We start from the raw sequence: 26,528 nt of genomic DNA on the forward strand, positions 1-26,528 counted from the left end.
GACTGGGTGATGGGGAGATGGGGTGATGGGGAGATGGGGGAGTGTGGGGAGTGTGGGGAGTGTGGGGGGAAAGAGAATTTATACTTCCGGCTTTTCCTCTCCTCCCACACCTCCTTGTCCTCCCACACCTCCTTTTCCTCCCACACCTATCAATGCCCCATGCCCTATGCCCCATGCCCTACTCAGTTTATGCTATGTATTGCTGAACTTTTGAGACTAATTCATTTGTCCAGTGGTTGGCGAGTTCGGCATTGGCGGCTTCTACCATAACTCTGATTAGCGGTTCTGTACCAGAGGCGCGAACTAAGATTCTACCAGAATCACCCATTGCAGCCTCGGCAAGAGCGATCGCTTTTTGCAGAGGTTGGCAATCTTTCCATCCCAAACGGCGATCGCGGTCTATAACTCGCACGTTCCGCAATAATTGAGGATAGGTCTGGAAGCTTTGGTCTACTAATTCTGCTAAGGAAACACCTGTTTGTTTTACTAAAGCTGCTATATGTAAGGCTGTTAATAAACCATCGCCTGTGACGGCATAATGACGGCAAAGGATGTGACCTGATTGTTCCCCGCCTAGCATTCCGCCAGTCCGCAACATTTCGGCTTGCACGTATTGGTCGCCGACTGCGGTACGAATCAAGTTACCACCAATTTCTTGCCAAGCTTTCTCGAAGCCCAAGTTAGCCATGACTGTAGACACAATCAAGTTGTCTGGGAGTTGTTGTTTTTGTTGGAGGTGGCGTCCCCAAAGGTAGAGAATGTAATCGCCGTTAACTTGCCTACCTGTATTATCTACTGCTAAAACGCGATCGGCATCGCCATCAAAGGCAAAGCCGATGTCGGCGTTGTGTTCTTGTACGGTTGCTGCCAGAATATCTAAGTGGGTGGAACCGCAATTGACGTTAATGCGATCGCCATCTGCTTCGTTATGCAAGCAAATTACCTCTGCACCCATCTGTGTAAATACTGTTGGTGCTAATCCTACTGCTGCTCCCCACGCCAAGTCTAAAACAATCTTCATTCCTTCAAGATTGAAGTCGCCATCCAAGGGTTTTTTCAAGGCGTCGCCATAACTATCGATTAACTCAAAACGTGAGTAATGCCTTCCGCAATTGCTGTGAGTAGCAGCCGTTGATATCTTGCCACGCAGTCCCGCTTCAATTTCTGCTTGCAATAGTTGGGGTAACTTCCCGCCATCCGCACCAAAAACCTTAATGCCGTTGTCTTCTGGAGGGTTGTGACTGGCAGATATCATCACTCCACCAATGGCATCACTGATACTCGTGAGATAGGCAACGCAAGGAGTGGGACACAATCCCAAATACCAAACCTCTAATCCTGCTGCTGTTAACCCCGCACTCAAAGCCATTGCCAGCATATCGCTAGAGTTTCTCGAATCTTGTCCGAGAATCACTGGTCCCACGCTAGTGGCATGGTTACGTAAAACAATACCCGCCCAAAACCCAATTTGCAATGCCAGGGGCGCACTCAGTAATTCTCCCACTCGTCCGCGAATACCGTCTGTGCCAAATAACGGATTTGCTGGTAGCGCTAGTAAATTCAGCGCAAAACTGCTCTCAATGCCTTTGCCTAATCCATTCGGTTCGGAGGCTGAATTCCCAACAATGCCTGATGTCCGAGTTACAGATGAAACCATATTTTTAAACACTCCACACAATAAACTGAAAAATAGCACTTGAGACTTGATTGAGCAATTTCGGCATTCTTTATTCTCTTTATAAATTTGCTTCAGATAAACTTAATTTTACGTAAAAATACTTAAAGGAATTTGGTACAATTGTAAATATTTCATGAATTCAGTATTGGTTTTTACGTTAGTAAATAAAGTTGACTCATTTTAACTAATTCTTCTCTTTATGCCCTCTATCTTAGTCTGGACTCTTATACGTATTAGTTAATACTTAATGTCTTTTTTAAATTAAAAGTAATAAATGCTACTTTTAATAGTTAAGTCATATTTCAGTAAAGTCGAGAATGAAAGTAAAATCTAGCTGGTAAAAAGAAAAAACCAAAATCCCAGGAATATAAGCTTTTATTCATTTATTGGCTTGTTGTGTAAAATGCTACTAAAATAGAATAGCTTAAAAAATTTTAATATAAATTCTCATCAAATAGTTTTAAGGTAACGTTTTAATGGCCTTTTTAGCCTTTGGTCAGTTAAAACTCCGGCAGTTGACTTTTTAAAGTTGAGAAATTTAGTATGAGCAGCAATTTAGCAACCAAATTACGTGTAGGCACTAAAAAAGCCCACACAATGGCAGAAAATGTAGGTTTTGTCAAGTGCTTTTTAAAAGGAGTAGTCGAGAAAAACTCTTACCGGAAACTAGTTGCTAACTTCTACTTCATCTACTCAGCGATGGAAGAGGAGATGGAAAAGCACCGCCAGCATCCAATTGTTTCTAAAATTTATTTTCCCCAGTTAAACCGCAAGCATACCCTAGAGCAAGACCTGAATTATTACTTTGGTGCGAACTGGAGAGAGCAAATCCAACTGTCTCCCGCAGGTGAAGCTTATGTAAAGCGGATTCGGGAAGTATCTGCAACAGAACCAGAACTGTTAATCGCCCATTCATATACTCGTTATCTGGGTGACTTATCCGGGGGACAAATTCTCAAAAATATTGCTGTAACGGCAATGAATTTGTCTGATGGGCAAGGTACTGCCTTCTATGAATTTGCAGATATTTCTGATGAAAAGGCATTCAAAGCCAAATATCGCCAGAATTTGGATGAATTACCTCTAAACGATGCTACAGGCGATCGCATTGTTGATGAAGCTAACGCCGCCTTTGGGATGAACATGAAGATGTTCAATGAATTGGAAGGCAATTTGATCAAAGCGATCGGTGTAATGTTGTACAACAGCCTCACACGGCGTCGTACACGCGGTAGCACTGAACTCGCTACTGCTGAGTAGTTAGTGTGGAGTAGTGACAGTTGGCTTAATGTCAACTTATAATTCAAAAAAATTCCCACCGAAAATACTCAGTAAATGCTGAGTACTAAATGCGGAGTGTGGAGTGTGGAGTCATTATTCCAGACAGCTTGATGAAAAATAATTCATAAGTGTTTCTGGGAAAAGAGCAATGCTTGCGGTCAGCCCGTTTTGCATCTGTGCCAAAAACCTTCAAAATATTTAGGGGCAATAGCCCTGTGAATGCTTTTTATTAGTGAAAGCAAGCATAGGGAGATTGCCCCTCAATTATGTTAGGCATGGGGTGAATCGGAAGTGTGGAAGGTGTGGGAGGATGGTGAAAAAATCTTTCCCCCCTCTCTCCCCACACTCCCCCACCTCCCCATCTCCCCAGTCCCCACAACTTAATAAGCAATTAAATCCTTGAGGGCTTCTTTAGCCTCAGCGTTTTGTGGGTCTATTTTTAATGCTTCCCGAAAAACTTTTGTTGCTTCTTGTTTTGAGCGATCGCCAGATTCATCATAGGCGATATCTTTGCCTAGTTTGATGTAAAGTTCAGCCATTTTGCGGCGTGGAATCACATTTGCCAAGGACTGATAAAATCCCATTACTTCACTAAACCCTTTTTGTTTGTAAAGTAGCATATTGATATTTGAGCAAGTATCATAACTGCCTTCACCAATGTTGACTACCTTTTGACAAATTGCCAGGGCTTCATCTAGATTTTCTTGTTGAACTAGTGCTTGAGTGAGTTTGCTGTAGTAATAATCACTACCATCTTGGGCAGCGGCTTGACGATAAAAACCGATCGCTTCTTCATATTTTTCTCGGATCGCCAGCACATCAGCTAAGTCTACGTATGTTGAAGGTTCAGGTTTGATTTTAATTAGTTGGCGATAGGCTGCGATCGCTTCATCGACAAACCCACGCTGAAATGATAATTCGGCTAACTTTTGATAATAAACTTCATCTTCAGGGTTATTGTTACTCGCTTGACGATAAATAGCTACTGCTTCCGGGTATTCGAGGATTTCGCCTAGCTTATTGTAAGCGTAAGGAGACCAATAACCACTTTCATCAACTTTTAATACCTGGCGGTAAGCTGCGATCGCTTCTTCTCGTTTGCCTGTTTTAAATAGGGCTTCAGCTAAAGTATTGTAATTATATGCTTCTGGCTTGAGTTTAACTGCTTGGCGGTAAGCGCCTAGCGCTTCCTCTGTCTTGCCGATTGCGATTAACTGGTTGCCTAAATTTGTATACGTGGTATCATTTTTATTGTCTAGTTTGACAGATTCCCGTAAAGCTGCGATCGCTTCTGCGATTTGTCCCTTTTCTGCCAAGAAATTTCCTAATTTTAGGTAAACTTCAGCATCGGGAGCTAATTGCAAAGCTTGGCGATAAGCTGCGATAGTGTCTGCAATTTTGCCTTGGTAAGATAATATATCTGCTAGTTTGACGTAGGCAGAGGTATTCTTGGCATCGCGTTTAATCAAACTGCGCCAAATATTAGCGGCTTCTTCATAATTTTTCACTTCCTCAGCAGATGAGGCTTGTTGCTCCAACTCTTCCACTGTTTGTGCCACACTAATTTGAGGAGCCAACGCCAAACCTAAACCCAACAGCAAAGGCAATATTTTCCAGCTTCCCATAGAGTTTCTGCTTCAAATAACTTAAATCAATCTTCAAACTAAGCTTAGTACCAGTATTTAAGATTGTAATCAGTGAAACTTCCAATACTGAGGAAATTAGGCAAAAATATAATAATCCGCTTTAATTGTTGAACTATTGAACTAACTTACTTAAATAAAAATGTGATTAATTATTCTCTAGCTATATCTGTATTTATTCAGAAGTCGTTGAGCATCAGTAAACATCTGTACTTTATCCTTTAAGATTTACCCATCAAGGGGCTAGAATTGTTACGATAGTTTCAGATTAGACGTTGAAGCCTTGATCCAATCTGAAACCTTAGAACTATTAGAATGGCATCGTTTGTGCCAGCACCTTTCCACCTTCGCGGCAACTAAATTGGGTGTTATAGCCGCGCGTCATCTGAAAATACCTGATTTTCAAATAGAAAGCGAACAGTTATTAGAGCAAACCAAAGAAGTCTATCAGCTGGAAAGTCGCCTGACTACAGGACTGTCATTTGAGGGAATTCAAGATATAGGTGACTCCTTAGAACGGGCAGAACGCAGCGGAATTTTGGCAGGAGATGAACTCTTAGCGATCGCCACCACCTTGGCTGGTGCAAGAAATTTGCGCCGTGTGATTGACAATCAGGAAGATTTGCCAATCCTCACTGATTTAGTTGCCGATTTGCGGACTTACCCAGAACTAGAACAGGAAATTCACCGCTGTATCGACGAACGCGGGCAGGTAACCGACCGCGCCAGTCAAAAACTCGGCGAAATTCGCACAGATTTGCGGCGAGTACGCACGCAAATTACCCAAAAGCTGCAAAATATAATACAGGCAAAATCTGGCGCAGTTCAAGAACAGATTATTACCCAACGGGGCGATCGCTATGTAATCCCTGTCAAAGCACCCCAGAAAGACGCCATCCCCGGTATCGTTCACGATACCTCCACCAGCGGTGCAACGCTCTACATCGAACCGAATTCCATCGTACCTCTGGGCAACCAACTGCGGCAAATCGTTAGGAGAGAGCAAGCGGAAGAAGAAGCAATTCGCCGCGCTTTGACCGAGCAAGTAGCCGCAGTCAAATTAGATTTGGAAAGATTGCTAGCAATTGTCACCACTTTAGATTTAGCAACCGCTAGATCTCGGTATAGTTACTGGTTAGGAGCCAACCCCCCGCGATTCATTCAGCCGCAAGAAAATGAAATGATTACTTTGCGGAACTTGCGTCATCCCCTGTTAGTATGGCAGCAACAGCACGAACAAGGGCAGCCAGTAGTTCCGGTGGATTTACTTATCAGTCCTCACATTCGGGTAGTGACGATTACCGGGCCAAATACAGGTGGTAAAACTGTTAGCCTAAAAACTCTAGGGTTAGCAGCATTGATGGCCAAAGTGGGTTTATTTGTCCCCGCCCGCGAACCAGTGGAAATTCCTTGGTTTGACAAAGTGCTGGCAGATATTGGCGATGAACAATCTTTACAGCAAAGTTTATCCACATTCTCCGGGCACATCCGGCGGATTAGTCGGATTTTGGAAGCATTGGAGGCTGGGGACTCTTTACTGGGGACTGGTGATAAGGAGATGGGGGGATGGGGAGATGGGGAGATGGGCGAAACTACTGCTACCACCCCACTACCTCACCACCCCACCTCTCCTACTCAGCCAATCCCTAATCCCCAATCCCCAATACCCAATCCCCAATCCCTAGTTTTACTCGATGAAGTTGGTGCAGGTACCGATCCAGCTGAGGGTAGCGCCCTGGCAATCGCCCTGTTGCAATATCTCGCTAATCACGCCCAGCTAACTATTGCTACCACTCACTTTGGCGAACTCAAAGCCCTGAAATATGATGATGAGCGGTTTGAAAATGCCTCTGTAGAATTTGACGAAAGTACTCTCTCGCCTACTTACCGTTTGCTGTGGGGAATACCAGGGCGTTCTAATGCTTTAACAATTGCGCTGCGCTTGGGATTGAAGCCAGAAGTGGTAGAACAGGCGAAAACCCAAGTGGGAGAGGCAACAGATGAAGTTAATCAAGTAATTGCTGGGTTAGAAGCCCAACGCCGCCGCCAAGAAACCAAAGCTGCGGAAGCTCAAAATTTGTTGCAGGAAGCGGAACGTTTGTATAAACAAGTATCTGCTAAAGCCGCGGCCTTGGAGGAGAGGGAAAGCACTTTGCGGGCTTCACAAGAAGTAGCAGTGCAACAAGCGATCGCCCAGGCAAAAAATGAAATTGCCCAAGTGATCCGCCGCCTGCAAAAAGGTACGCCAACAGCCCAAGACGCCCAGCAAGCAACTAACGCATTAAATCAAATTGCCCAGCAATATCAACCAGCAACCCCAGCAAAACCAAAACCTGGGTTTATGCCGAAAGTAGGCGATCGCATCCGCGTTCCCAAGCTGGGACAGACAGCAGAAGTGTTAACGGCACCTGACGCAGATGGAGAGTTAAGCGTTCGGTTTGGGCTGATGAAAATGACTGTGAAGTTGCAAGATGTAGAATCCTTAGATGGGCAAAAAGCCGAACCAGTCGTTAAACCTAAACCAGCCCCAGCCGCAGTTACACCACCACCGCAAAATGTCCCGGCAATTCGCACCTCGCGAAATACCGTTGATTTGCGTGGTAAGCGGGTAGCTGATGCCGAATTGATTCTCGATAAAGCTATTTCGGAAGCTACAGGCCCGATATGGATTATTCACGGACACGGAACTGGTAAATTGCGACAAGGCGTCCACGCCTTTTTGCACCAGCATCCGAGAGTTAACAGCTACGAAGCCGCAGAACAAGCAGATGGCGGGAGTGGTGTTACCATCGCGCATATAAATTGAACAAAGATAAAAGCGATTGCACCTTTGGTTGATGTTGGGGGCGATCGCTTTTACGTTTTCAATAAATTATCGCATTAAAGCTTTACTTTCCTTTACTTTCGATCGCATAAATAAATCTGACGCTTATTAATATGTCAAAAATTAATGACATTTTCTAATTTAAATGGCAGTAAAATTAAACACTGGGATAAAAATCATAAATAAAACTTACAGAAGATCAATTGAAAATCCGCAGATTGCATCACAAAAATTTAAAATAATAGTAGTCGGGCGAGTCAGCGGATAAATAAAATTATTTACCCTAAACATCCAAAAAACTAGCAAAAACTTATCAAAATGATTTTGGAATTATTTAAACAATCCTTTTTAGTAACACAATGAGTTTTTTTAGCTGATTTAAGAATTGATGTCACTCAAGTGACAAAAAAAATATGAGTATTATCCTTGCCGATTACAACGCGATCGAAGTTATTTTTGATGGCATAAACAGCTGCATCTACCGTGCTTTCAAAGAATCAGAACAAACTTCAGTAATTATCAAAACTCTAAAAGCTGAATATCCCACCATAGAACAAATTGCCCAGATAAGGCACGAGTATCAAATACTGCAATCTTTGGAAATAGAAGGAGCTATTCAACCTCTAGCCTTAGAAAGCACGCAAAATGGTGTTGCACTTATTTTGCAAGATTTTGAGGGAGAAACACTCAAGGATATTATTAGCAGGCACAATTTAAAACTCAACAACTTTTTGCAAATTGCTATTCAACTAGCTACAACTCTATATCAACTACATCAAAATCATCTTATTCATAAAGATATTCAACCTCATAATATTCTCATCAATTCCAACACGGGTCAAATAAAAATTATCGACTTTAGCATTGCATCACGCTTATCTAGAGAAAATCAGATAGTTAACGATCTCAATTTGCTAGAAGGTAGCCTAGCTTATATGTCACCTGAGCAAACTGGGAGAATGAACCGCTCAATAGACTATCGAACCGATTTTTACTCCTTAGGCGTAACATTCTACGAAATGCTAACTAGCGAGTTGCCCTTTGTCGCAAACGATCCTTTAGAATTAGTTCACTCACACATTGCTAAGATCCCAGTTCCGCCTCACGAATTAAATGCCAAAATACCGCTAGCAGTTTCTGATATTGTCATGAAATTATTAGCTAAAACTGCTGAGGAAAGATATCAAAATGCCTTAGGACTAAAAGCTGATTTAGAACTATGTTTGCGCCAACTGCAAACAACTGGTAAAATTGAAAATTTTGTTGTTGGTCAACTTGATTTATATAGCCAATTTCTGATTCCCCAAAAACTTTACGGTCGAGAGCGAGAAGTTACCAAATTGCTCGATGCCTTTGAGCGAGTTAGTTCTGGTGCAACTGAGTTAATGCTAGTTAGTGGTTATTCTGGTATTGGTAAATCTTCCCTAGTAAATGAAGTTCATAAACCCATAATTCGCCAGCGCGGCTATTTTATTTCAGGAAAGTTTGACCAGTATAAACGCAATATACCTTATGCTTCATTAATTCAAGCTTTTCAAGAATTAATGCGACAGTTATTAACAGAAAATGCTGTCAAAATAACAAACTGGAAAACAAAAATTTTAGAAGCAGTTGGTGTTAATGGTCAAGTTCTGATCGATGTTATTCCCGATGTCGCAAAAATTATCGGCTCTCAGCCGGAAATACCAGAACTAGGAATTAATGAAGCTCAAAACCGCTTTAATAGATTATTTCAACAATTTATTCATGTATTTTCTCAAGCCGAACATCCACTGGTAATTTTTCTAGATGATTTACAGTGGGCAGATGCAGCTTCCCTCAAGTTAATTCAATTGCTGATTAATGACCCTGAGAGTAAACATTTATTAATAATAGGAGCATATCGAGATAACGAGGTGACTCCGAGTCATCCATTAATATTAACTCTAGAAGAATTGCAAAAATCTGGTGCAAATGTTAACAATATTGTTCTCCAGCCTTTGGAAATTTGGCATATCAAGCAATTAATTAACGATACACTGCGTATTTGTCTAGAAAAGTCACAGGAACTAGCTGATTTAGTATTGCACAAAACCCAAGGCAATCCATTTTTTGTAACGCAGCTACTTAAATCTCTTTACCAAGATAACTTGTTATTTTTTAATTTTGATACAGGTTGTTGGGAGTGGAATATTGAACTGATTCAAGAGATTGATATTACTGATAATGTCGTTGAATTAATGGTTAATCAAATTCAAAAACTATTACCAGCGACACAGAAAGTTTTAAAATTAGCTGCTTGCATAGGCGATAAATTTACTTTAGATATTTTGAGCATTGTTAATCAAAAATCTTTATCAGAAACAGCCAAAGAGCTATGGGAAGCTTTGCAAGCAGGTTTAGTTTTACCCATAGACTCATCCTATAAAATACCCCTAGTTGTTAGTGAGGATTTAGAAGAACAGCAAATAATTGCATACAAATTTTTGCACGATCGCGTACAGCAAGCATCTTATTCTTTGATTCCAGACGTTGAAAAAAAAGCAACTCATCTGAAAATTGGGCAATTGATTCTCCAACAAACTTTGCTCGAAGATCGAAAAGAAAATGTCTTTTATTTAGTAAATAATTTAAATCATGGCATTGATTTATTAACTTTAGAATCAGATAGATATGAGCTAGCTGAACTTAATCTCATAGCAGGGCAGAAAGCAAAAGCAGCAGCAGCCTATGAGTCGGCTATGCGCTATTTAAAAGAAGGTTTAAGGTTATTAACAGTAAATAGCTGGCAAAACCAATACGAATTAACATTATCAATTTATGAATCAGCGGTAGAAGTAGCGTACCTCAATGGTGATTTTGTACAAATGGAGAAATGGGCGAACCTTGTTCTACAGGAAGCAAAAATTCCACTCCATAAAATGAAAATCTATGAGGTAAAAATCCAAGCTTGTATGGCGCAACTCAGACCGCTTGAAGCATCGAAAATTGGTTTACAAGCCCTAGAATTGTTAGGTATTAGTTTTCCCGCGTCACCTAGCTTGTCAGACATTCAGCAAACTCTCAATGAAACAGCTACTAATTTAGCTACAAAAAAAATAGAAGACCTGATTAACCTACCGTTAATGACAGATATAGATAAGTTAGCAGCTATCAGGATGCTAACTTGTATGGGTTCGCCTACCTATCAAGCTGCTCCTGCATTGTTTCCGTTGGTGATATGCGAACAAGTAAATTTATCTATACTTTATGGAAATGCATCTTTTTCTGCTTATAGTTATGTTTGTTATGGAGTAATTTTAAATAGCATTATTCAAGATATAGATTCAGCTTATAAATTTGGTAAATTAGCATTAAGCTTAGTCGAAAAGCTAAATATTTTAGAATTAAAAACAAGCATATTTTTTGTAGCTGCATCATGTACGATGCATGGCAAAGTCCATGCTAGGGAAACGTTACCATTTTTGGAAAATGCCTACTCTAGTGGGTTAGAAAACGGACAGTTTGAATACGGTTGTTATGCTGCGGTACAAAAATGTCACCATTTATATTTCATTGGCGAAGAATTGCCAATACTGGAAAAAGAAATAGCAAAAATCAGTGATGTTCTAGCTCAACTTAAACAGGAAAATCCCTTAAGTTGGAATGCAATCTTTCATCAGTCAGTTTTGAACTTGCTCCGGCCTTGTGAAAATCAGTGTCGTCTAATGGGTGAAGTATACAACGAAGACGAATCATTGCCACTGCTGGAAACAGCTAACGCTAGAACTGGACTTCACTACTTTTATTTAAACAAACTGATCCTTTGCTATTTATTTGGTGACTACCAACAAGCAGCGCAAAATGCACTGCAAGCCGAACAGTATTTAGATGGAGTTAAAGGATTTTTTCATGTGCCAGTATTTCATTTCTATGAGTCTTTAGTACAACTAGCAATTTACCAATTAGCGCCAGATGCTCGCCAAAAACATCTATTAAATAAAGTTATTAAGAATCAAGAAAAAATGCAAATCTGGGTCAACAATGCCCCAATGAATTTTCAGCATAAATATGAGCTTGTAGAGGCAGAGAAGGCGCGAGTATTAGGGCAACATTGGCAAGCGATGGAATATTATGACCGAGCAATTGCTGGAGCTAAGGAACAAGGATACATCCAGGAAGAGGCTCTTGCCAATGAACTAGCAGCAAAGTTTTATTTTCAATGCAGTAAAGAAAAGATAGCTCAGACTTACCTGACTGATGCTTACTATGGATATAGTAATTGGGGAGCAACAACAAAGCTGAGAGACTTAGAAGTAAAATATACTCAAATTTTTGCGCGGCTGTCAGAACAAAGAATTCACAAACCAGAAAAGAACAAACTTATCAACTCTCTGAATCCAAGTATTAGCGAATCTTTTGATTTAGCAACAGTTATTAAAGCTTCACAAGCTCTTTCTGGTGAAATTGTTTTTGAAAAGCTGCTAGCAAAATGGATGCAGATTGTGTTAGAAAATGCTGGGGCAGAAACAGGGTTTTTAATTTTAGAGAGGTCGGGTAAATTATTTATAGAAGCTTCAGGTAGGTTTGGTGAAACTGAAATTAATGTACAGCAATCAAGACCTGTAGAATTAAGTCAGCAATTACCTATATATATCATTAATTATGTATATCAGACTCAGGAAAATATTGTACTCAACGATGCTACCTCTGAGGGGGGGTTTACCACAGATAGCTATATCGTTCAGTACAAACCAAAATCTATTTTATGTATTCCGATAATTCATCAAGGTAAATTGATTGGCATTCTTTACTTAGAAAATAAATTGATTGCTGGGGCTTTTACACCGGAACGATTAGAAGTTTTGCAACTTTTATCATCACAAGCTGCAATTTCGTTACAAAATGCCCGTCTCTATAATGATTTAGAAGAATATAATCGGACATTAGAAATAAAAGTTAAAGAGCGCACTCTCGAATTACAAGATAAAAATTTACAATTACAACAAGAAATTAGCGATCGCCAAAAAGCTGAAGAAATAGCTGCATCTGCCAACCGTGCCAAGAGTGAATTTCTTGCTAACATGAGTCATGAACTCCGAACTCCACTCAATGGTATTTTGGGTTACACTCAAATTTTCCAAGCAGATACATCTTTAACTGCTCAACAAAAAAATGGCATAAATATTATACATCAGTGTGGCGAACATCTACTAACACTAATTAATGATATTTTAGACATCTCCAAAATAGAAGCTCGAAAAATGGAGCTTTATTTACAAGAGTTTCATTTGCCGTCTTTTTTAGAAGGAATAGTAGAAATTTGTCGAATTCGGGCTGAAAGTAAGGGAATTAGCTTAATCTACCAACCTTTTTATCCGCTACCTAATCTCATTTGTGCCGATGATAAGCGCCTACGTCAAGTTTTAATTAATTTATTAAGTAATGCAGTTAAGTTTACAAAAAAAGGTAGCATTACTTTTAAAGTAGGCTATGTAACTCAGCATGGGGAGTGGATAATTAATACAGAGAAACTTGCAGAGCAGTTATTAAATTCCAAAATTCGATTTCAAGTAGAAGATACAGGAATTGGGATTGCTACAGAGCAATTAGAAGAGATATTTTTACCTTTCAAGCAAGTAGGTGAAGATAGCCTCAAGACAGAAGGTACTGGATTGGGGTTGTCTATTAGCCGCCAATTGGTTCAGATGATGGGGAGTGAATTATATGTCGCCAGTGAATTAGGTAAAGGTAGCATTTTTTGGCTAGATTTGGAATTACCAGAAGTCGTTCAAAGCACAAAAAATAATGTTAATGAACTTAACATTATTGGTTTTGTAGGCGCTAGACGCAAAATTATGGTAGTAGACGATAAATGGGAAAATCGGTCTGTATTGATTAATATCTTAGAACCTCTAGGTTTTGAAGTTGTAGAAGCAACTGATGGTCTAGATTGTCTTCGGAAAGTTCCTAAATGTCAGCCAAACTTGATTTTTATGGATTTGGTAATGACAAATTTGGATGGATTTGAAGCTACCCGCCGCCTCAGAGTGCTACAAAACTTTAAGGAAGTGATAGTGATTGCTGTCTCAGCTAGTGTCTTTGAATTCGATCGGCATGAAAGTCGGAAAGTAGGGTGTGATGATTTTCTGGCGAAACCAATTAAGAAAGCAGAACTTTTAGAAAAGTTACAGGTTCACTTAGGATTAGAATGGGTATATGAAGATAAAGGTAAGGTAAGAAAGATGAAGGACGAAAACAAAAGTCCGACTAATACTTTACACTTAACATCTCAGACTCTTATTGTCCCTCCTTCAGCAAGTGAATTGGCAATTTTGCTAGATTTAGCTATGCGGGGTGATTTAAGAAGCATTGCTGAACGAGCAGTAAAACTAGAAGAAATAGATGAGGAGTTGCAGCCTTTTGCTACTCATTTATATCAACTGGCTAAAGGTTTTAAAGGAAAACAAATATTGGAGTTTCTCCAAAAGTATTTTGAGGGCGTATGAAAAATGATGTTAATAAATCGAGTGTGATTTTAATTGTTGATGACACTCCCATCAATTTAGAAATGCTGTTTGATTTTTTAGGTCAAGCAGGATTTACGGTTTTGATTGCTGAAGACGGCGAAAGTGCGATCGCCAGAGCGGAATATGCCCCACCCGACTTAATTTTGTTAGACATCCTCATGCCAGGAATGGACGGTTTTGAAACCTGCCGTCTTTTAAAAAGCAGTGAATTAACACAAGATATTCCTGTTATTTTCATGACTGCGCTTTCCGAAACAGTGGATAAAGTCAAAGGCTTTGAACTGGGTGCAGTCGATTACCTTACCAAACCACTCCAACATCAAGAAGTCTTAGCCAGAATTCAACTTCATCTCAAGCTGCGAACTCTCACAAAAACACTGCAAGAACAAAATTTACGCTTGGAAAATGAAATTACCGAACGCTTGCGAGTTGAAGAAAAAATCCGCGAACAAGCTGCTTTATTAGATATTACCAGCGATGCAATTATTGTCAAAGATTTTGTCAATCAAATCCGTTTTTGGAACAAAGGGGCTGAGGATTTGTATGGCTGGAAAGCTGCGGATGTAATTGGTATGAATATCAACCAGATTTTATATCCACCAGAAAGCTTATCTCAAATTCAAAATATTTCTGCAAGTATAGCTGAATCTGGTTTTTGGCAAGGCGAATTGCATCAGGTTAATAAACAAGGAAAAGATATTATTGTTGCCAGTCGTTGGACTTTAATGCGCGATCGCAACGGTGAACCAAAATCAATTTTAACGGTAAATACTGATATTACTGAAAAAAAACATTTAGAAAATCAAATTTTGCGGGCACAACGTTTAGAAAGTATTGGTACTTTAGCTAGTGGCATCGCTCACGATCTCAACAATATACTGACTCCCATTTTGACAGCAGCACAACTGTTGCAACTCAAAATGTCTGATACCAATGAGCGCAATCAACAGATGTTGCAAACCATAGAAAATAATTCTAAACGTGGGGCTGCTTTGGTGAAACAAGTCTTGCAGTTTGCGCGAGGAGTCGAAGGACAGCGTACCATTGTGCAAGTGAACCATCTGTTCTCAGAAATTCAGCAAATTGTCCAAGAAACTTTTCCAAAATCGATTGAATTGGCAGTAGATATTCAGCCAGGACTTTGGGCTGTAATTAGCGATCCAACGCACCTACATCAGCTACTGATGAACTTAGTAGTTAATGCTCGTGATGCTATGCCTAGAGGTGGTCAGATTAAAATCTCTGCGGAAAATCTCTTTATCGATCGACAGTATGCACGCATGAATCTTGATGCCCGTGTGGGTGCTTACATTATGATTACCGTTGCAGATACAGGCATCGGGATGCCTTCAGAGATCCTTGACAGAATCTTCGAGCCGTTCTTTACTACTAAAGATATTGGCAAGGGTACAGGATTGGGCCTGTCTACTGTTAGGGGTATCATCCAAAGTCATGGGGGTTTTATAACTGTAGCTAGTCAGCTTGCTAGAGGTAGTCAATTTAAAGTTTACTTGCCAGCAGTAGAAGTAGCAAAAACATCACAAGGACAAGACCTGGAATTGCTCAAAGGTAACGGAGAATTAATTTTAGTAGTTGATGATGAAAGCGAAATTTTAGAAACAACCAAAATTTCTTTAGAAACTTACAATTACAGAGTCATGACAGCGAGTAATGGCATTGAAGCGATCGCCCTCTATGCTCGACACGAAGACGAAATCAACCTAGTGCTGATGGATATGATGATGCCATTAATGGATGGTGCCATTGCCATTAGTACGTTACAAAAAATGAATTCCCAGGTCAAGGTTGTGGCTGTTAGCGGTCTGAATGCTAACGATAAACTAACTAAAATACCTGGAGTTAAAAAGTTTATCCCTAAGCCATACACAACCAAGGAGTTATTGCAGACCTTACACAGTATTCTTGTAGAGAAAGCCTCAAACCCAAAGGATACGGTTAAGGCTTGACCTAACACGCTAACCCATCAAATTTGATGGAGGCGATCGCTTTTACTTACCGTGATATTTTCCTAATTTCAATCCGAAATCCTGTAAACTCGGTACTTTAAGGATTATTTCAAGTACCATAGATATATTCGCTGCGGGCTACCCTACTGATAAACAGCCATGTCAGAAACCACCCTACCTGCACCTCTAATTGAAATTCCACCCACCCAAGCAGAACTTCCTTTTGATGATGGTGTCCCAATGGAAAGCGCACGGCACAAAGTTCAGATGGACTTGCTGATAGATGGCTTAATCCCTTGGCTGTCACACCGAGAAGATGGATTTGTTGGTGGCAATATGTTTGTCTACTATAGTCTGGCGCAGGTGCGAAACCAAGATTTTAGAGGGCCGGACTTTTTTGTGGTGTTGGGTGTCCCTCAAGGCGAACGCAAAAGTTGGGTGGTTTGGGAAGAAGGAAAAGCCCCGGATGTTGTTATTGAGTTGCTTTCTGAAAGTACAGCCACCGCAGACAAAAACGAGAAAAAGCTGATTTATCAAAATCAAATGCGCGTGCCAGAATATTTCTGGTATGACCCGTTTAACCCAGATGATTGGGCGGGCTTTTCTATCCAGCAAAGAGTTTACCAACCCTTAGTTATCAACGATCGCCATCAATTGGTGAGCGAATCCTTAGGGTTAGCCTTGCAGCGCTGGCAGGGAAATTACAAAGGAATTGATGCAACTTGGCTGCGCTGGGCAACTTTGGAGGGAGAATTACTGCCAACACCTGAAGAACAAGAATACCAACGAGCCGAACAGGAACGCCAACGAGCCGAACAGGAACGACAACGAGCCGAACAGGAACATCAACGAGCCGAACAGGAACGCCAACGAGCCGAAAGAGCAGAGTCGCAGTTATTACAAACGGCACGCAACTTGCTGGCGGGTGGGATGACGGCCGAACAGGTAGTTAACATTACAGGTCTGGATGCATCGGCGATCGCACCATTGATACCTCCATCTGAATCGTGAGAAAAATGGCAATTGCCTGCTATTTTATTCAAAACTACCTAAATTTGCTGATTCACAATACAAACGATACAATTCACAGGAAAATTTAGCGCGATCGCACTCAAGTTTTATCAGCCCAATACTTTCTAATTTATAAGCAAGCATAGATTCTAATTTTATATCTTGTGCAGCAATTAACTTTTTAATCGCAGCACTCAATTCTGGCTCCTCCTGGAGTGCTGTTAACAGCCGTCGTAAATGGTCGTTATAAATTCCTGATTCCGTGGGAGCTTGTTGTAATAGCTGCTTTAAGGTAACTTTTCCCTGAGAAACGTGATACAAAGCTAGGCGCACTAAATAGGGATGTCCCCCTACCATTGACATCAGTTGCTTGGCTTGTTTACCATCTCTCCAATCTAGCCCATGACGCTGTGCTAAATCCTGCACTTGCTTGATTGTAAATGAGGGCAACTTTAGCGGTAATCCGATATTAAACGGTGATTGGTTTAGCTTTAAAGGAATATAAATTTCTGTTGAATAAGCCACAAGCAGCCGGAGTTTTTCCCAAATTTCTATTTGCTTAGCTTGCTCGTGCCAAGAACGCAACAAGGGTAAAAACTCTTGAGCGATCGCTGGATACTCAAACACACGATTTACTTCATTTAATGCCAAAACAAAGGGACAAGTAAGATATTCTAGCAAATACCTTTGAAAGTAGTTGGTGCAGCTAACTTTGCTGCCGATATCTTCATCCCAATACTCATCGAGTTTGGATTCTAGCTCTAGCTTACTACTGATGTTGGCACAAAACCAACGTAAAAATTTATCAAGGTTGCAAAATACCGTTGAGTCTGCTTGCTGAAAATCCAAGTTTACGCTGCGATAGCCAACGGATGCAGCGTAATCAATAATGCGTATCATCAGAGAGCTTTTTCCCATCTGGCTAGAGCCTTTGATGCGAATAACACATCCCGGTTCAGTAATTTCTTTGTAGGCAAATTCCTCAATTGGCGGACGAGGGATATAAAACCGGGAAGATAGCATGACTGGGCCGCTGGGAAATTCTAGGGTAGTAACGGTACTGCTGGCGTGTTTTTCAATCTGTTGCTGTTGTGCTTTGGTGAGGAGGCGTACCTCTAGGGTGTGGCGGAAGTTAGCTTTGCTAATTCGTTCTCCAAAAATTTTACTAAGTACGTGCCACAACTGGGAAGCTACTTCTCTAATACTTTGTGCCCCATAGTGAACTTCACCTGCCATGTGGTTGTAAGTTTTTCCCTCCCAGGACGAGCGCAACACTAATTCTTGCAGGGGTGTCAAAGGTTTTTTTTGGCTGACTGATAGAATTTGTAGCACTTGCTCGATGTTCATTTTCTAGATGCGTAGGCAGCTTTTCACCTTGATTGAGATCTAGGCAACTCCGACAACCCAAAATGTAGTTAATATTCGGCTATGTTTTAGAGTTAACAGTAGTATATTTTTTCAAAAACCTACAAAGCAAGTATTGACAATTATGTTTTTATGTGATAGGTATAATTTACTATTTGTACAGCAAATAAGCCGCTTTTAACACGATATATGAGATCGATAAACGAAACAACCTTATTATTTATACTAATGAATTATTTGATTTATACGCTTATCAGATACAAAATGTAGGTAATTTTTGTAGCTCCAGCCATATCTTGACGAAAATTAGGCAACAATTTTCTCTTTACTTAATTTCTGGTTTAATTTAATAATACTCTCAATGCAAAATAATTAGTACAAAAATATTGAAGATTCTGCTTTAGTTGTCGCAGAAAACATATTATTTTAGTTAAATTAATAATTGCATACATAAAATATTTAAAAGATATTTAGTAACAGCAAAGCCTATTTACATAGATCGAATGAATAAATTTCTATTAAATATTAAAAGATTGACAAAATATAATGATATGAAATAATTAACATCTATCCATTTGGATATTGTCTAAAATTATTCAAATTCTATGATTAAAGATGAACATATTAATTATTGTCGCTGAAGTCAGCCTCATAATATTTGTGTTCTTACTTATCAACTGGCTTGTAAGTAAGACATTTAAGCTGTCTATTAAATCCTCTATATTGAGAAGTGACGATAAGAGTATCAAAACCCTACGACGCAACATCACAGGGTTACTATTACTTGCTTGTTTGGTATTGTCTATTCTGATTGTAGGTGCTAATGGTTATTTAATTTATCGTGGAGAAAACCTACAGAAATACACACTAACTATAATTCGCCGTATTCCATTAGAATTTTGGACAGCTCTAGGAATTGGTATAGCTAAAAGTATTGGCGTATTGATTGTAGCGGCGATTGCGGTGACATTTGTCAATTATTCCTTGAAGGTAGCTAACACCCGCGCCAAGAATTTAGAAAGAAGTACTGCTGACGATGAAAGTATTGATGGTTTCTTCAACGCCCTCAATCAAAGAGTCACTGGTGGAATTTGGCTGTGGGCTGCGATTTTGTGTGCAGAATTTCTGAAATTGCCACCAGTAGTTTCGCAATATCTCTACATTGCACTACGGATTTATCTAATTATCGCCGTCGGTTTGCTAATACTCAAAGCAGTTGCAGTGTTAGTTGATAGCCTAGATGCTTTGAGCCTCAGATACTCTAGCCCTGATAACCTCCTGAGATTCTACGATCGCCTCCGACACCTGATACCCTTTTTAAAGCGGTGTCTAGAATTTGTAATTTATGTCTGCATGGCAACATTGGTAATTCAACAAGTGCAGTTAATTGCCAACGTAGCAGCTTTTGGCCCGCGAATCATCAAAATCATCGCCATCATCTTTATTAGTCGTGTAATGTTTGAGGTCGTCTACTTATTTATTGAAGAGGTGCTGTTTAAAAACCAGAATCTAAATGACATTCAAAGAAGTAGACGCTTGACCCTCGTTCCTCTATTCCGTAGTTTCTTACAATACTTCATTTACTTCAGCGCGATCGTTTCGATCCTTTATACCCTGGAAATCGATCCTACTCCCATACTTGCAGGTGCAGGTATTGTCGGTATAGCCGTCGGTTTAGGGGCACAAACGCTGATTAACGATATCGTTTGCGGCTTCTTTATTCTGTTTGAAAACTATTACTTAGTCGGTGACTATATCGAGGCTGGAAAAAGTGAAGAAAGAATTGTCGAAGGTATTGTCGAAGCAATTGAACTAAGGACTACCCGCGTTAGACACCCGAACGGTCAATTACAGATTATTCAGAATGGGAATATTGGCTCAATTACTAATTACTCCAAACAGTACATCTATGCAGTAGTAGAAGTTGGCGTTCCTTATGATTCCAACTTAACTCATGTCTATAAAGTAATTGAGGAGGTAGGACAGCAGTTAAAAGCAGATTATCCAGATGTACTCGAAGGTACACAAGTGGATGGCATCGAAAACCTTGGTGAGTCTAACTTATTGCTGCGGACATTGACAAAAGTCAAGCCGGGAAAACATCTGCAAATCCAGCGTATTCTTCGCAAGATTTTTACAGATACTCTATTGCGTGAAGGAATTGTTATTCCTAGTGGTGTTCCAAGTACAGAAGATTAATTTACTAATAATTTTAGAGTCATTTAATTTTGAATTTTGGATTTTCCATTGCAGGAAAAATCGAAAATATAAATATGCTTCGACAGCAACAAACTTTCAAATTACTTAAGATTTGAGGTAAACAACAAATGATTTATACGCTCATTGCCCAAGCGGCAGAATCTACATCAAAAACCCCGATACCAATAGCGCCGCCCACTGTGCCAACAGGGGCACAAATCAATGCTTTTTTATATACATTTGGGGCATCTGTAATTGTTTTCTTTGTCATCTACTTATTCCTCTTCTATATACTGCGAGTCTTTTTTAGGCGTACAGAAAAAGATACAGCTCTACTCATTCTTGCAATTTCACAAATTCCCACCATTGCAATTTTTATTTTTGCCAGTCTCAAGATTTCCCTGTTCCAATTAGGTTCAGGAGGAATTATAGATTGGATTGACCGAGGACTGACAGCTTTGCTAATTGCCGCTTTCACCTACTTGGTAAGTCTATTCTTTACAGAAGCAGCAGTTTCTTATTTGAAAGACTACGCCCGCAAAACTGAAGCTGTCTGGGATGACGTATTAATTCCACTACTGCAAAACTTTATCCCAGTAATCACATACATAATTGGAATCTCTCTGTTTTTCAGCACCCTTGGAGTTGATTTAAGTGGCATCGGTTTAGCAATAGGTAGCATTACTGTAGTTTTGGGATTGGCAATCAAAGATATTTTAAGCGATTTTTTCAGCGGGTTGGTATTGTTAGTTGATACACCCTTTAAATTTGGAGATGTTATCTCCATGCCAGATGGATCAATTGCAATTATCAAACAAATTGGTATCCGGGTGACCAAACTATATTTGATTAACGAGCATTGCGAGGTCTATGTACCAAACACATCATTGGGCGGTCAAAATATCGTCAATCTGAGTCGTCCTACAACCCACTATGCTTACACAATTAAAGTCTCAGTCAGAGTTGATGCTGATGCAGTAGTAGCAACAAAAATTTTGCAAGAAATTATCATTGGGCATCCAGATACCTTAGGTGATATCGATGAAAAACTGCAATGTTTAGACAATTTCGCGGCATTAAGAGAAGCAGAGGGTGATAAAATCTCAAAAAAAGAAGCAGGGCGGCTGCGTTTATTAATTGAGAAAGATGTTAATGAACAGTTGCAAAAGCTTGAACAAGCATTTGAATATTTTGCCCTGGAAATTAAACAGCTAGAAAAGGGAGGTTTGAATTCAGAAGAATTAAGAAGTATTCAGAAAAACTATCTGGAAATATTGAACATTGTCGGTCTGGTGGTGATTACAGAACGTAAAGGTAAACGAGCGCGATCGCGCCTAGAAGAACAACAACAGGCTGGAAAACCAACTTTGATTAGTTTGATTCGTAAATGGTATCAAACTTGGCTTCAAGACCCTGATTTAGTATTTGAAGACCAAAGTCTTTTACCTGACGAATGGGAACAAAAAATTGAACTTTTGAAAATAAAACTCAATAAGATTTTTCAAAAAATTTCCAATCCTGGAGTAGATGAAACCAGATTAGATGACTACTCATTAAAATTTGTTGAATGGTTACATGACAGTTTTAAAGAATCTAATACTGCCTGGAAAGAACCACAAGTTCAACTAACTGATATCCAAGGCTCTGGTATGCAATTTTCTGTAAGATTCTACGTTGATAATATTCAATTAGAACACTGGCGGCGTGGTAACCGCGTCCAAAATGAGGTGCGTCGAGAAATGGTACGGCGTTTAAGACAAGCTTATATTTACACACTAGGATGATGAAATCTAGGGTGTACATACAAGTCTTTGGCGGCCCAATTTCAGATTTATCCCACAACCACGTCAAAACCCTTCCTCTTTTTGCTCAAGAAAGGAATTAAAGATAGGACTATTTGAGATTTTTGTTTTGTTTTGGGTCATTTCATTAAAAGTCAGTGGTAAACTCGCTGGCTAAAGCGAGGGAGACGACTTCCTCACTCTAGCCAGCGATTTTTTCATTTTCAGTATATTCATGTAGCAAATAATTTGCAGTAACAATATTTACAGCATATACTAAAAAAATAAAATTTTTACTAATAATTTTGTTTTTATCTCCTGTTTATCAGGAGATAAAAGCATATATATCTACCATTAAGACTGAAACAGCAGGAATTATGACGCCTTTTTTTATCCCCGATCGCAATAGAAAATATACTCATTTTTTAGCAATAATAACTACAATAATTGCTGGCACAATTACTGTGGTTTGGTTAATAACATATCGAATAAGAGAGACGAATGAAACGGCCAAACCCCAGCCAGAAGTTGTAAATCCAGCGATGTCTACGACTGGCTACGCCTACGCGGCGGTGACGGCTTTGGGGCATATAGAACCAGAAGGAGAAGTAATTCAAGTATTTCCGCCTGCTTCAACCGAGTCAGCCCGCATCCAACAACTAGAGGTGAAGCAAGGGGATTGGGTGAAGGCTGGGCAAGCGCTAGCAGTGTTGGATAATTATGCTCGTCGTCTGGCAGCTGTGAAGGCGGCTGAGGAAGATGTGAAAGTAGCTCAGGCACAATTGATGCAGGTACAAGCAGGAGCAAAGCAAGGAGATTTACAGGCTCAGCAAGCGGAAATTGCGCGTCTGGTAGCAGAATTGAAAAATGCCCAAGTAGAAGAGTTACGGTATCGCAGTTTGTACACACAAGGGGCGATTTCGGCTTCCCAATACGATCGCCAACGCTTGCAAATGGAAGCAGCGCAACGTCAGGTAAATCAAGCGCGTGCTTCACTCAATAGTTTGGCAGAAGTACGTCCGGTAGATGTGCAGTTATATCAAGCACAAGTCAAACAAACAAGAGCAAAAGTAGTACAGGCTCAGGCTGAATTAGACTTAAGTGTAGTGCGATCGCCCCGTTCTGGACAAATCCTCAAAGTGCATACATTTCCTGGTGAAATGGTGGGAAGTCAGGGCATCGTCAATTTAGGCAATACAACGCAAATGGTAGTAGTTGCAGAAGTTTATGAAACGGATATTCCCAAAGTACATTTAGGGCAAATAGCAACAATTACTAGCCCCAGTCTCACTAAACCACTCTCTGGAAAAGTTTCACAGTTAGGTTTAGAAATTGGGAAAGCAAATGTATCCGATATCGGTTCCTCAACGAATATGGATGCTCGTGTAGTAGAAGTGAAAATTGCTTTAAATCAAGAAAGTAGCCGTATTGTAGCAGCAATGACGAATCTTAATGTTGATGTATCAATAGGTCTTGAAGAATGATTCGATGTTTGGTAAATGAACTGAGAAAAATACCTATTGCTTGGTTGCAATTGAGATACCAACGCAATCAAACGATTGCAGGAATTGTGGGAATACTTTGCATTACATTTCTTATTTTTATGCAGTTGGGATTGAGAAATGCCTTTTTAGAGGGAGCATTGCAATTAACTTTGAATCTTAACGCAGATATTGTTTTAGTTAGCTCTCTCTCTTCAACTGTACTCCAACCAGTAACTTTTTCCTCCAGACCTTTATATCAAGCACTAGCAATCAAAAACGTTGAATCTGTCGCACCACTTTACATTACTTCAACTCAATGGTATGACAGAAATCAGTCTGTTTATCGCATTCGGGTAAATGTCATAGGTATTCCTACAAACATACAAACACTAAACCTACCCGGAGTTAAAGAAAACCTTGAAAAACTAAACAAGCAAAAATTTGCTTTATTCGACCGTAATGCTAGAAATGAATTCAACTCCATCATTACTGAATTCAAAGAAAAAGGAGAATCATCGGCAGAAGTTTTAGCAGGAACTAGTAGTTCATTGCAAAAGCTGAGAGTTGTTGAACTCTTTGAATTAGGAGTTAATAATGCTTATGATGCTAGCTTTATTGTTAGTCCTGGGACTTTTAGTGAATTATTTGGACGTGACTTTAGAAAAATAGATATTGGCTTAATTAAATTAAAGCTAGATTCTAATTCCGATATTGCCATAGCTCAGACCGTTAAACAATTAAAAAGTTATCTTCCGGCAAATATTAAAGTGGTTTCTAAATCAGAATTGATCGAGCAAGAAAAAATATTTCACGAAAATAATTCCCCAATGGGTTTTATATTTCGGTTTATTTTAATTATGGCTGTAATTATCAGTATTTTTATACTTTATCAAATACTTTATGTAAAAGTCACACATAATCTTGCTAACTATGCAACCTTAAAGGCTTTGGGATTGAGTCAAAAATCTATCATTGCCGTGGTGTTTCAAGAGGCGATAATTTTAGTGATTGCTGGATATATTCCAGGCATAATTGCATCTTATATAGCTTATGACTACCTAATTAAAGTGACAAAAATATTTATCAAAATGACTCTAGAAACAGCATTATTTGTTTTGGGATTAGTCTGCATAATTTGTCTAATATCAGCAGCACTTTCGTTATTAAAAGTTAAAGATGCAGATCCGGTAGATGTTTTTAAGTAAATTGTTTTATTAATCGTATCAGGTTTATGAGCCAAATTATCACAATTAAAAACCTGAATCATTATTATCAGGAAGGCAAAAGGCAAAAACAAATTTTATTTGGAATCGATCTGGAGATTTACCCAAAAGAAGTTGTTATTTTAACTGGAGCATCTGGTTCCGGAAAAACAACGCTATTATCTCTCATTGGCTGTATGCGTTCTGTTCAAGAGGGTAGTCTCAAAGTTTTGGCTCACGAATTGAAAGGAGCCAATGAAATTCAGCGAATGCAAATACGGCGCCGAATTGGCTATGTTTTTCAGCATTTTAACTTACTGGATTTTATGACTGTGCAACAAAATGTGATGGTTTCTTTGGAACTGCAAGAGAACTTTAAGCCTCAGGAAGCAAGAAGCCAAAGTAGGGAAATTTTGGAAGCAGTAGGATTAGGAAAGCATCTAAATGCTTATCCAAGGGATATATCTGGCGGGCAAAAACAACGGGTTGCCATCGCTCGCGCTCTTGTCCACCGTCCTCAATTACTTTTAGCTGACGAGCCGACATCCGCTTTAGATAGACAAACAGGACAAGAAGTCACCGAACTAATGACGACACTAGCTAAAGAACAAGGAAGCGCGGTTTTGATTGTCACCCATGATAGCCGTATTTTTAATGCTAGCGATCGCATCGTCCGTATGGAAGATGGCAAACTTGATATAGACTACCAAGGTCAGCTATCTATTACTTTACCAACCTTAACAGATAAGCAATTATTTGAGTTAATTCCCCAATTACAAATGTTGACCTTTCAACCGGGTGAAATTGTTATCCGTCAAGGTGAAATATCAGACAGATTTTATATCTTAGTTGAAGGTAAAGTAGAAGTCATTCAAGATTTGCCGAATTCCGAATCAAAAGTATTAAGAACATTAGGGCCTAATACGTATTTTGGTGAAATAGGGTTATTGCGGGAAACAAAACGGACGGCAACTGTACGTGCAACAAATGAGGCAGCAATTAAAGTTTTGACTATAAATCGTTACGATTTTTATCAAATGGTTGTCAGTTCAAAAATGACTCATGCATTTTTGAACTACCAGGCAATAAAATCGCTCTGGATTGATAAGTTCAAAACATCCTACTACAAGAGTATCAAGAATTAACTTTGATTTTTCCTATCACTGCGTAAGTCCTGAATCAAATTCTTTGACAGATGACCGTTAACCACCAACAGTCAACTTTTGTTTTTACTTTGGTGAATAGATATGAATTAATGCGATCGCTTTGAGAAGTAGCGATCGCATTTTAATACTGAGCTAATTGTAACTATAGCTAACTATACAGCTAACTAAAATATCAACTAACAAATAACAAATTAATACTATCAACATACTGGAGCAACATAGTGAATAGTACGTAATTCGCTACCATGAGGATGCCAATGAGTATGTGTGGTTTTTTAATCAATGTGACTTTCATAAGTTAACTAAAGTGAGGGTAAAAAAGTGGGTATATTTTCCCCACTTATGACGTTTGAATACCCTACAATTTGTAGCTTTACTATCTACTTATGAAATCAGTTGAAATACTGAAAAATTTTCTCATATTCATGATTGAATTTAG

The 26,528-nt window shown here is 39.4% G+C and carries 13 protein-coding genes; 10 read left to right on the forward strand and 3 right to left on the reverse strand.

Going from position 1 to position 26,528, the window contains the following annotated elements:
- Positions 1-187: 187 nt before the first annotated feature.
- On the reverse strand, positions 188-1,657 hold the full coding sequence (glmM, locus tag NSTC745_RS24810) for a phosphoglucosamine mutase (RefSeq protein WP_445633337.1): 1,470 nt from the start codon (positions 1,655-1,657) through the stop codon (positions 188-190).
- 564 nt (positions 1,658-2,221) lie between these two features.
- Here glmM and NSTC745_RS24815 point away from each other — a divergent pair.
- Complete coding sequence (locus NSTC745_RS24815; RefSeq protein WP_445633338.1) at positions 2,222-2,938, forward strand: biliverdin-producing heme oxygenase; 717 nt, start codon at positions 2,222-2,224, stop codon at positions 2,936-2,938.
- Positions 2,939-3,339: 401 nt separating this feature from the next.
- Here the strand turns inward: NSTC745_RS24815 and NSTC745_RS24820 are convergent, their stop codons facing one another.
- Complete coding sequence (locus NSTC745_RS24820; protein ID WP_445633339.1) at positions 3,340-4,584, reverse strand: tetratricopeptide repeat protein; 1,245 nt, start codon at positions 4,582-4,584, stop codon at positions 3,340-3,342.
- A gap of 343 nt (positions 4,585-4,927) precedes the next feature.
- Here NSTC745_RS24820 and NSTC745_RS24825 point away from each other — a divergent pair, with 343 nt between their 5' ends.
- The 4 genes from NSTC745_RS24825 (at position 4,928) to NSTC745_RS24840 (ending at position 16,892) form a co-directional block, all read left to right on the forward strand.
- Positions 4,928-7,408: an endonuclease MutS2 gene (locus tag NSTC745_RS24825; RefSeq protein ID WP_445638680.1), complete on the forward strand. Its 2,481-nt coding sequence runs from the start codon at positions 4,928-4,930 to the stop codon at positions 7,406-7,408.
- Between the two features lie 431 nt (positions 7,409-7,839).
- Positions 7,840-13,893, forward strand: a complete 6,054-nt coding sequence (locus tag NSTC745_RS24830) for an AAA family ATPase (protein ID WP_445633340.1) — start codon at positions 7,840-7,842, stop codon at positions 13,891-13,893.
- Positions 13,890-15,881, forward strand: coding sequence for an ATP-binding response regulator (locus tag NSTC745_RS24835; protein ID WP_445633341.1), 1,992 nt, complete (start codon positions 13,890-13,892; stop codon positions 15,879-15,881). Before NSTC745_RS24830 ends, NSTC745_RS24835 begins: the two co-directional genes overlap by 4 nt.
- A 159-nt stretch (positions 15,882-16,040) precedes the next feature.
- The gene (locus NSTC745_RS24840; protein WP_445633342.1) at positions 16,041-16,892 is read left to right on the forward strand and encodes a Uma2 family endonuclease; all 852 of its coding nucleotides are present in this window, start codon (positions 16,041-16,043) and stop codon (positions 16,890-16,892) included.
- A 24-nt stretch (positions 16,893-16,916) separates the two neighbouring features.
- Here the strand turns inward: NSTC745_RS24840 and NSTC745_RS24845 are convergent, their stop codons facing one another.
- Positions 16,917-18,239, reverse strand: a complete 1,323-nt coding sequence (locus NSTC745_RS24845; protein WP_445633343.1) for an AAA-like domain-containing protein — start codon at positions 18,237-18,239, stop codon at positions 16,917-16,919.
- A gap of 633 nt (positions 18,240-18,872) precedes the next feature.
- Here NSTC745_RS24845 and NSTC745_RS24850 point away from each other — a divergent pair.
- From NSTC745_RS24850 to NSTC745_RS24870, 5 genes are all read left to right on the forward strand, one after another.
- A complete protein-coding gene (locus tag NSTC745_RS24850) occupies positions 18,873-20,456 on the forward strand; it encodes a mechanosensitive ion channel family protein (RefSeq protein WP_445633344.1) in 1,584 nt (527 codons plus the stop codon).
- Positions 20,457-20,584: 128 nt separating this feature from the next.
- Complete coding sequence (locus NSTC745_RS24855) at positions 20,585-22,240, forward strand: mechanosensitive ion channel family protein (RefSeq protein ID WP_445633345.1); 1,656 nt, start codon at positions 20,585-20,587, stop codon at positions 22,238-22,240.
- Positions 22,241-22,614: 374 nt separating this feature from the next.
- Positions 22,615-23,721, forward strand: coding sequence for an ABC exporter membrane fusion protein (locus tag NSTC745_RS24860; RefSeq protein WP_445633346.1), 1,107 nt, complete (start codon positions 22,615-22,617; stop codon positions 23,719-23,721).
- 8 nt (positions 23,722-23,729) lie between these two features.
- Positions 23,730-24,926, forward strand: coding sequence for an FtsX-like permease family protein (locus NSTC745_RS24865; RefSeq protein ID WP_445633347.1), 1,197 nt, complete (start codon positions 23,730-23,732; stop codon positions 24,924-24,926).
- Positions 24,927-24,952: 26 nt separating this feature from the next.
- Complete coding sequence (locus tag NSTC745_RS24870) at positions 24,953-26,068, forward strand: ATP-binding cassette domain-containing protein (RefSeq protein ID WP_445633348.1); 1,116 nt, start codon at positions 24,953-24,955, stop codon at positions 26,066-26,068.
- The last annotated feature ends 460 nt before the right edge of the window (positions 26,069-26,528 follow it).

Source organism: Nostoc sp. DSM 114161 (assembly GCF_052692665.1).

What these genes read in the sequence shown, in the direction of transcription:
- NSTC745_RS24860 (WP_445633346.1), top strand. Translation starts at nt 22,615, where the DNA reads ATGACGCCTTTTTTTATCCCCGATCGCAATAGAAAATATACTCATTTT.
- NSTC745_RS24855 (WP_445633345.1), top strand. Translation starts at nt 20,585, where the DNA reads ATGATTTATACGCTCATTGCCCAAGCGGCAGAATCTACATCAAAAACC.
- NSTC745_RS24830 (WP_445633340.1), top strand. Translation starts at nt 7,840, where the DNA reads ATGAGTATTATCCTTGCCGATTACAACGCGATCGAAGTTATTTTTGAT.
- NSTC745_RS24845 (WP_445633343.1), bottom strand. Translation starts at nt 18,239, where the DNA reads ATGAACATCGAGCAAGTGCTACAAATTCTATCAGTCAGCCAAAAAAAA.
- glmM (WP_445633337.1), bottom strand. Translation starts at nt 1,657, where the DNA reads ATGGTTTCATCTGTAACTCGGACATCAGGCATTGTTGGGAATTCAGCC.
- NSTC745_RS24835 (WP_445633341.1), top strand. Translation starts at nt 13,890, where the DNA reads ATGAAAAATGATGTTAATAAATCGAGTGTGATTTTAATTGTTGATGAC.
- NSTC745_RS24820 (WP_445633339.1), bottom strand. Translation starts at nt 4,584, where the DNA reads ATGGGAAGCTGGAAAATATTGCCTTTGCTGTTGGGTTTAGGTTTGGCG.
- NSTC745_RS24850 (WP_445633344.1), top strand. Translation starts at nt 18,873, where the DNA reads ATGAACATATTAATTATTGTCGCTGAAGTCAGCCTCATAATATTTGTG.
- NSTC745_RS24815 (WP_445633338.1), top strand. Translation starts at nt 2,222, where the DNA reads ATGAGCAGCAATTTAGCAACCAAATTACGTGTAGGCACTAAAAAAGCC.
- NSTC745_RS24840 (WP_445633342.1), top strand. Translation starts at nt 16,041, where the DNA reads ATGTCAGAAACCACCCTACCTGCACCTCTAATTGAAATTCCACCCACC.
- NSTC745_RS24870 (WP_445633348.1), top strand. Translation starts at nt 24,953, where the DNA reads ATGAGCCAAATTATCACAATTAAAAACCTGAATCATTATTATCAGGAA.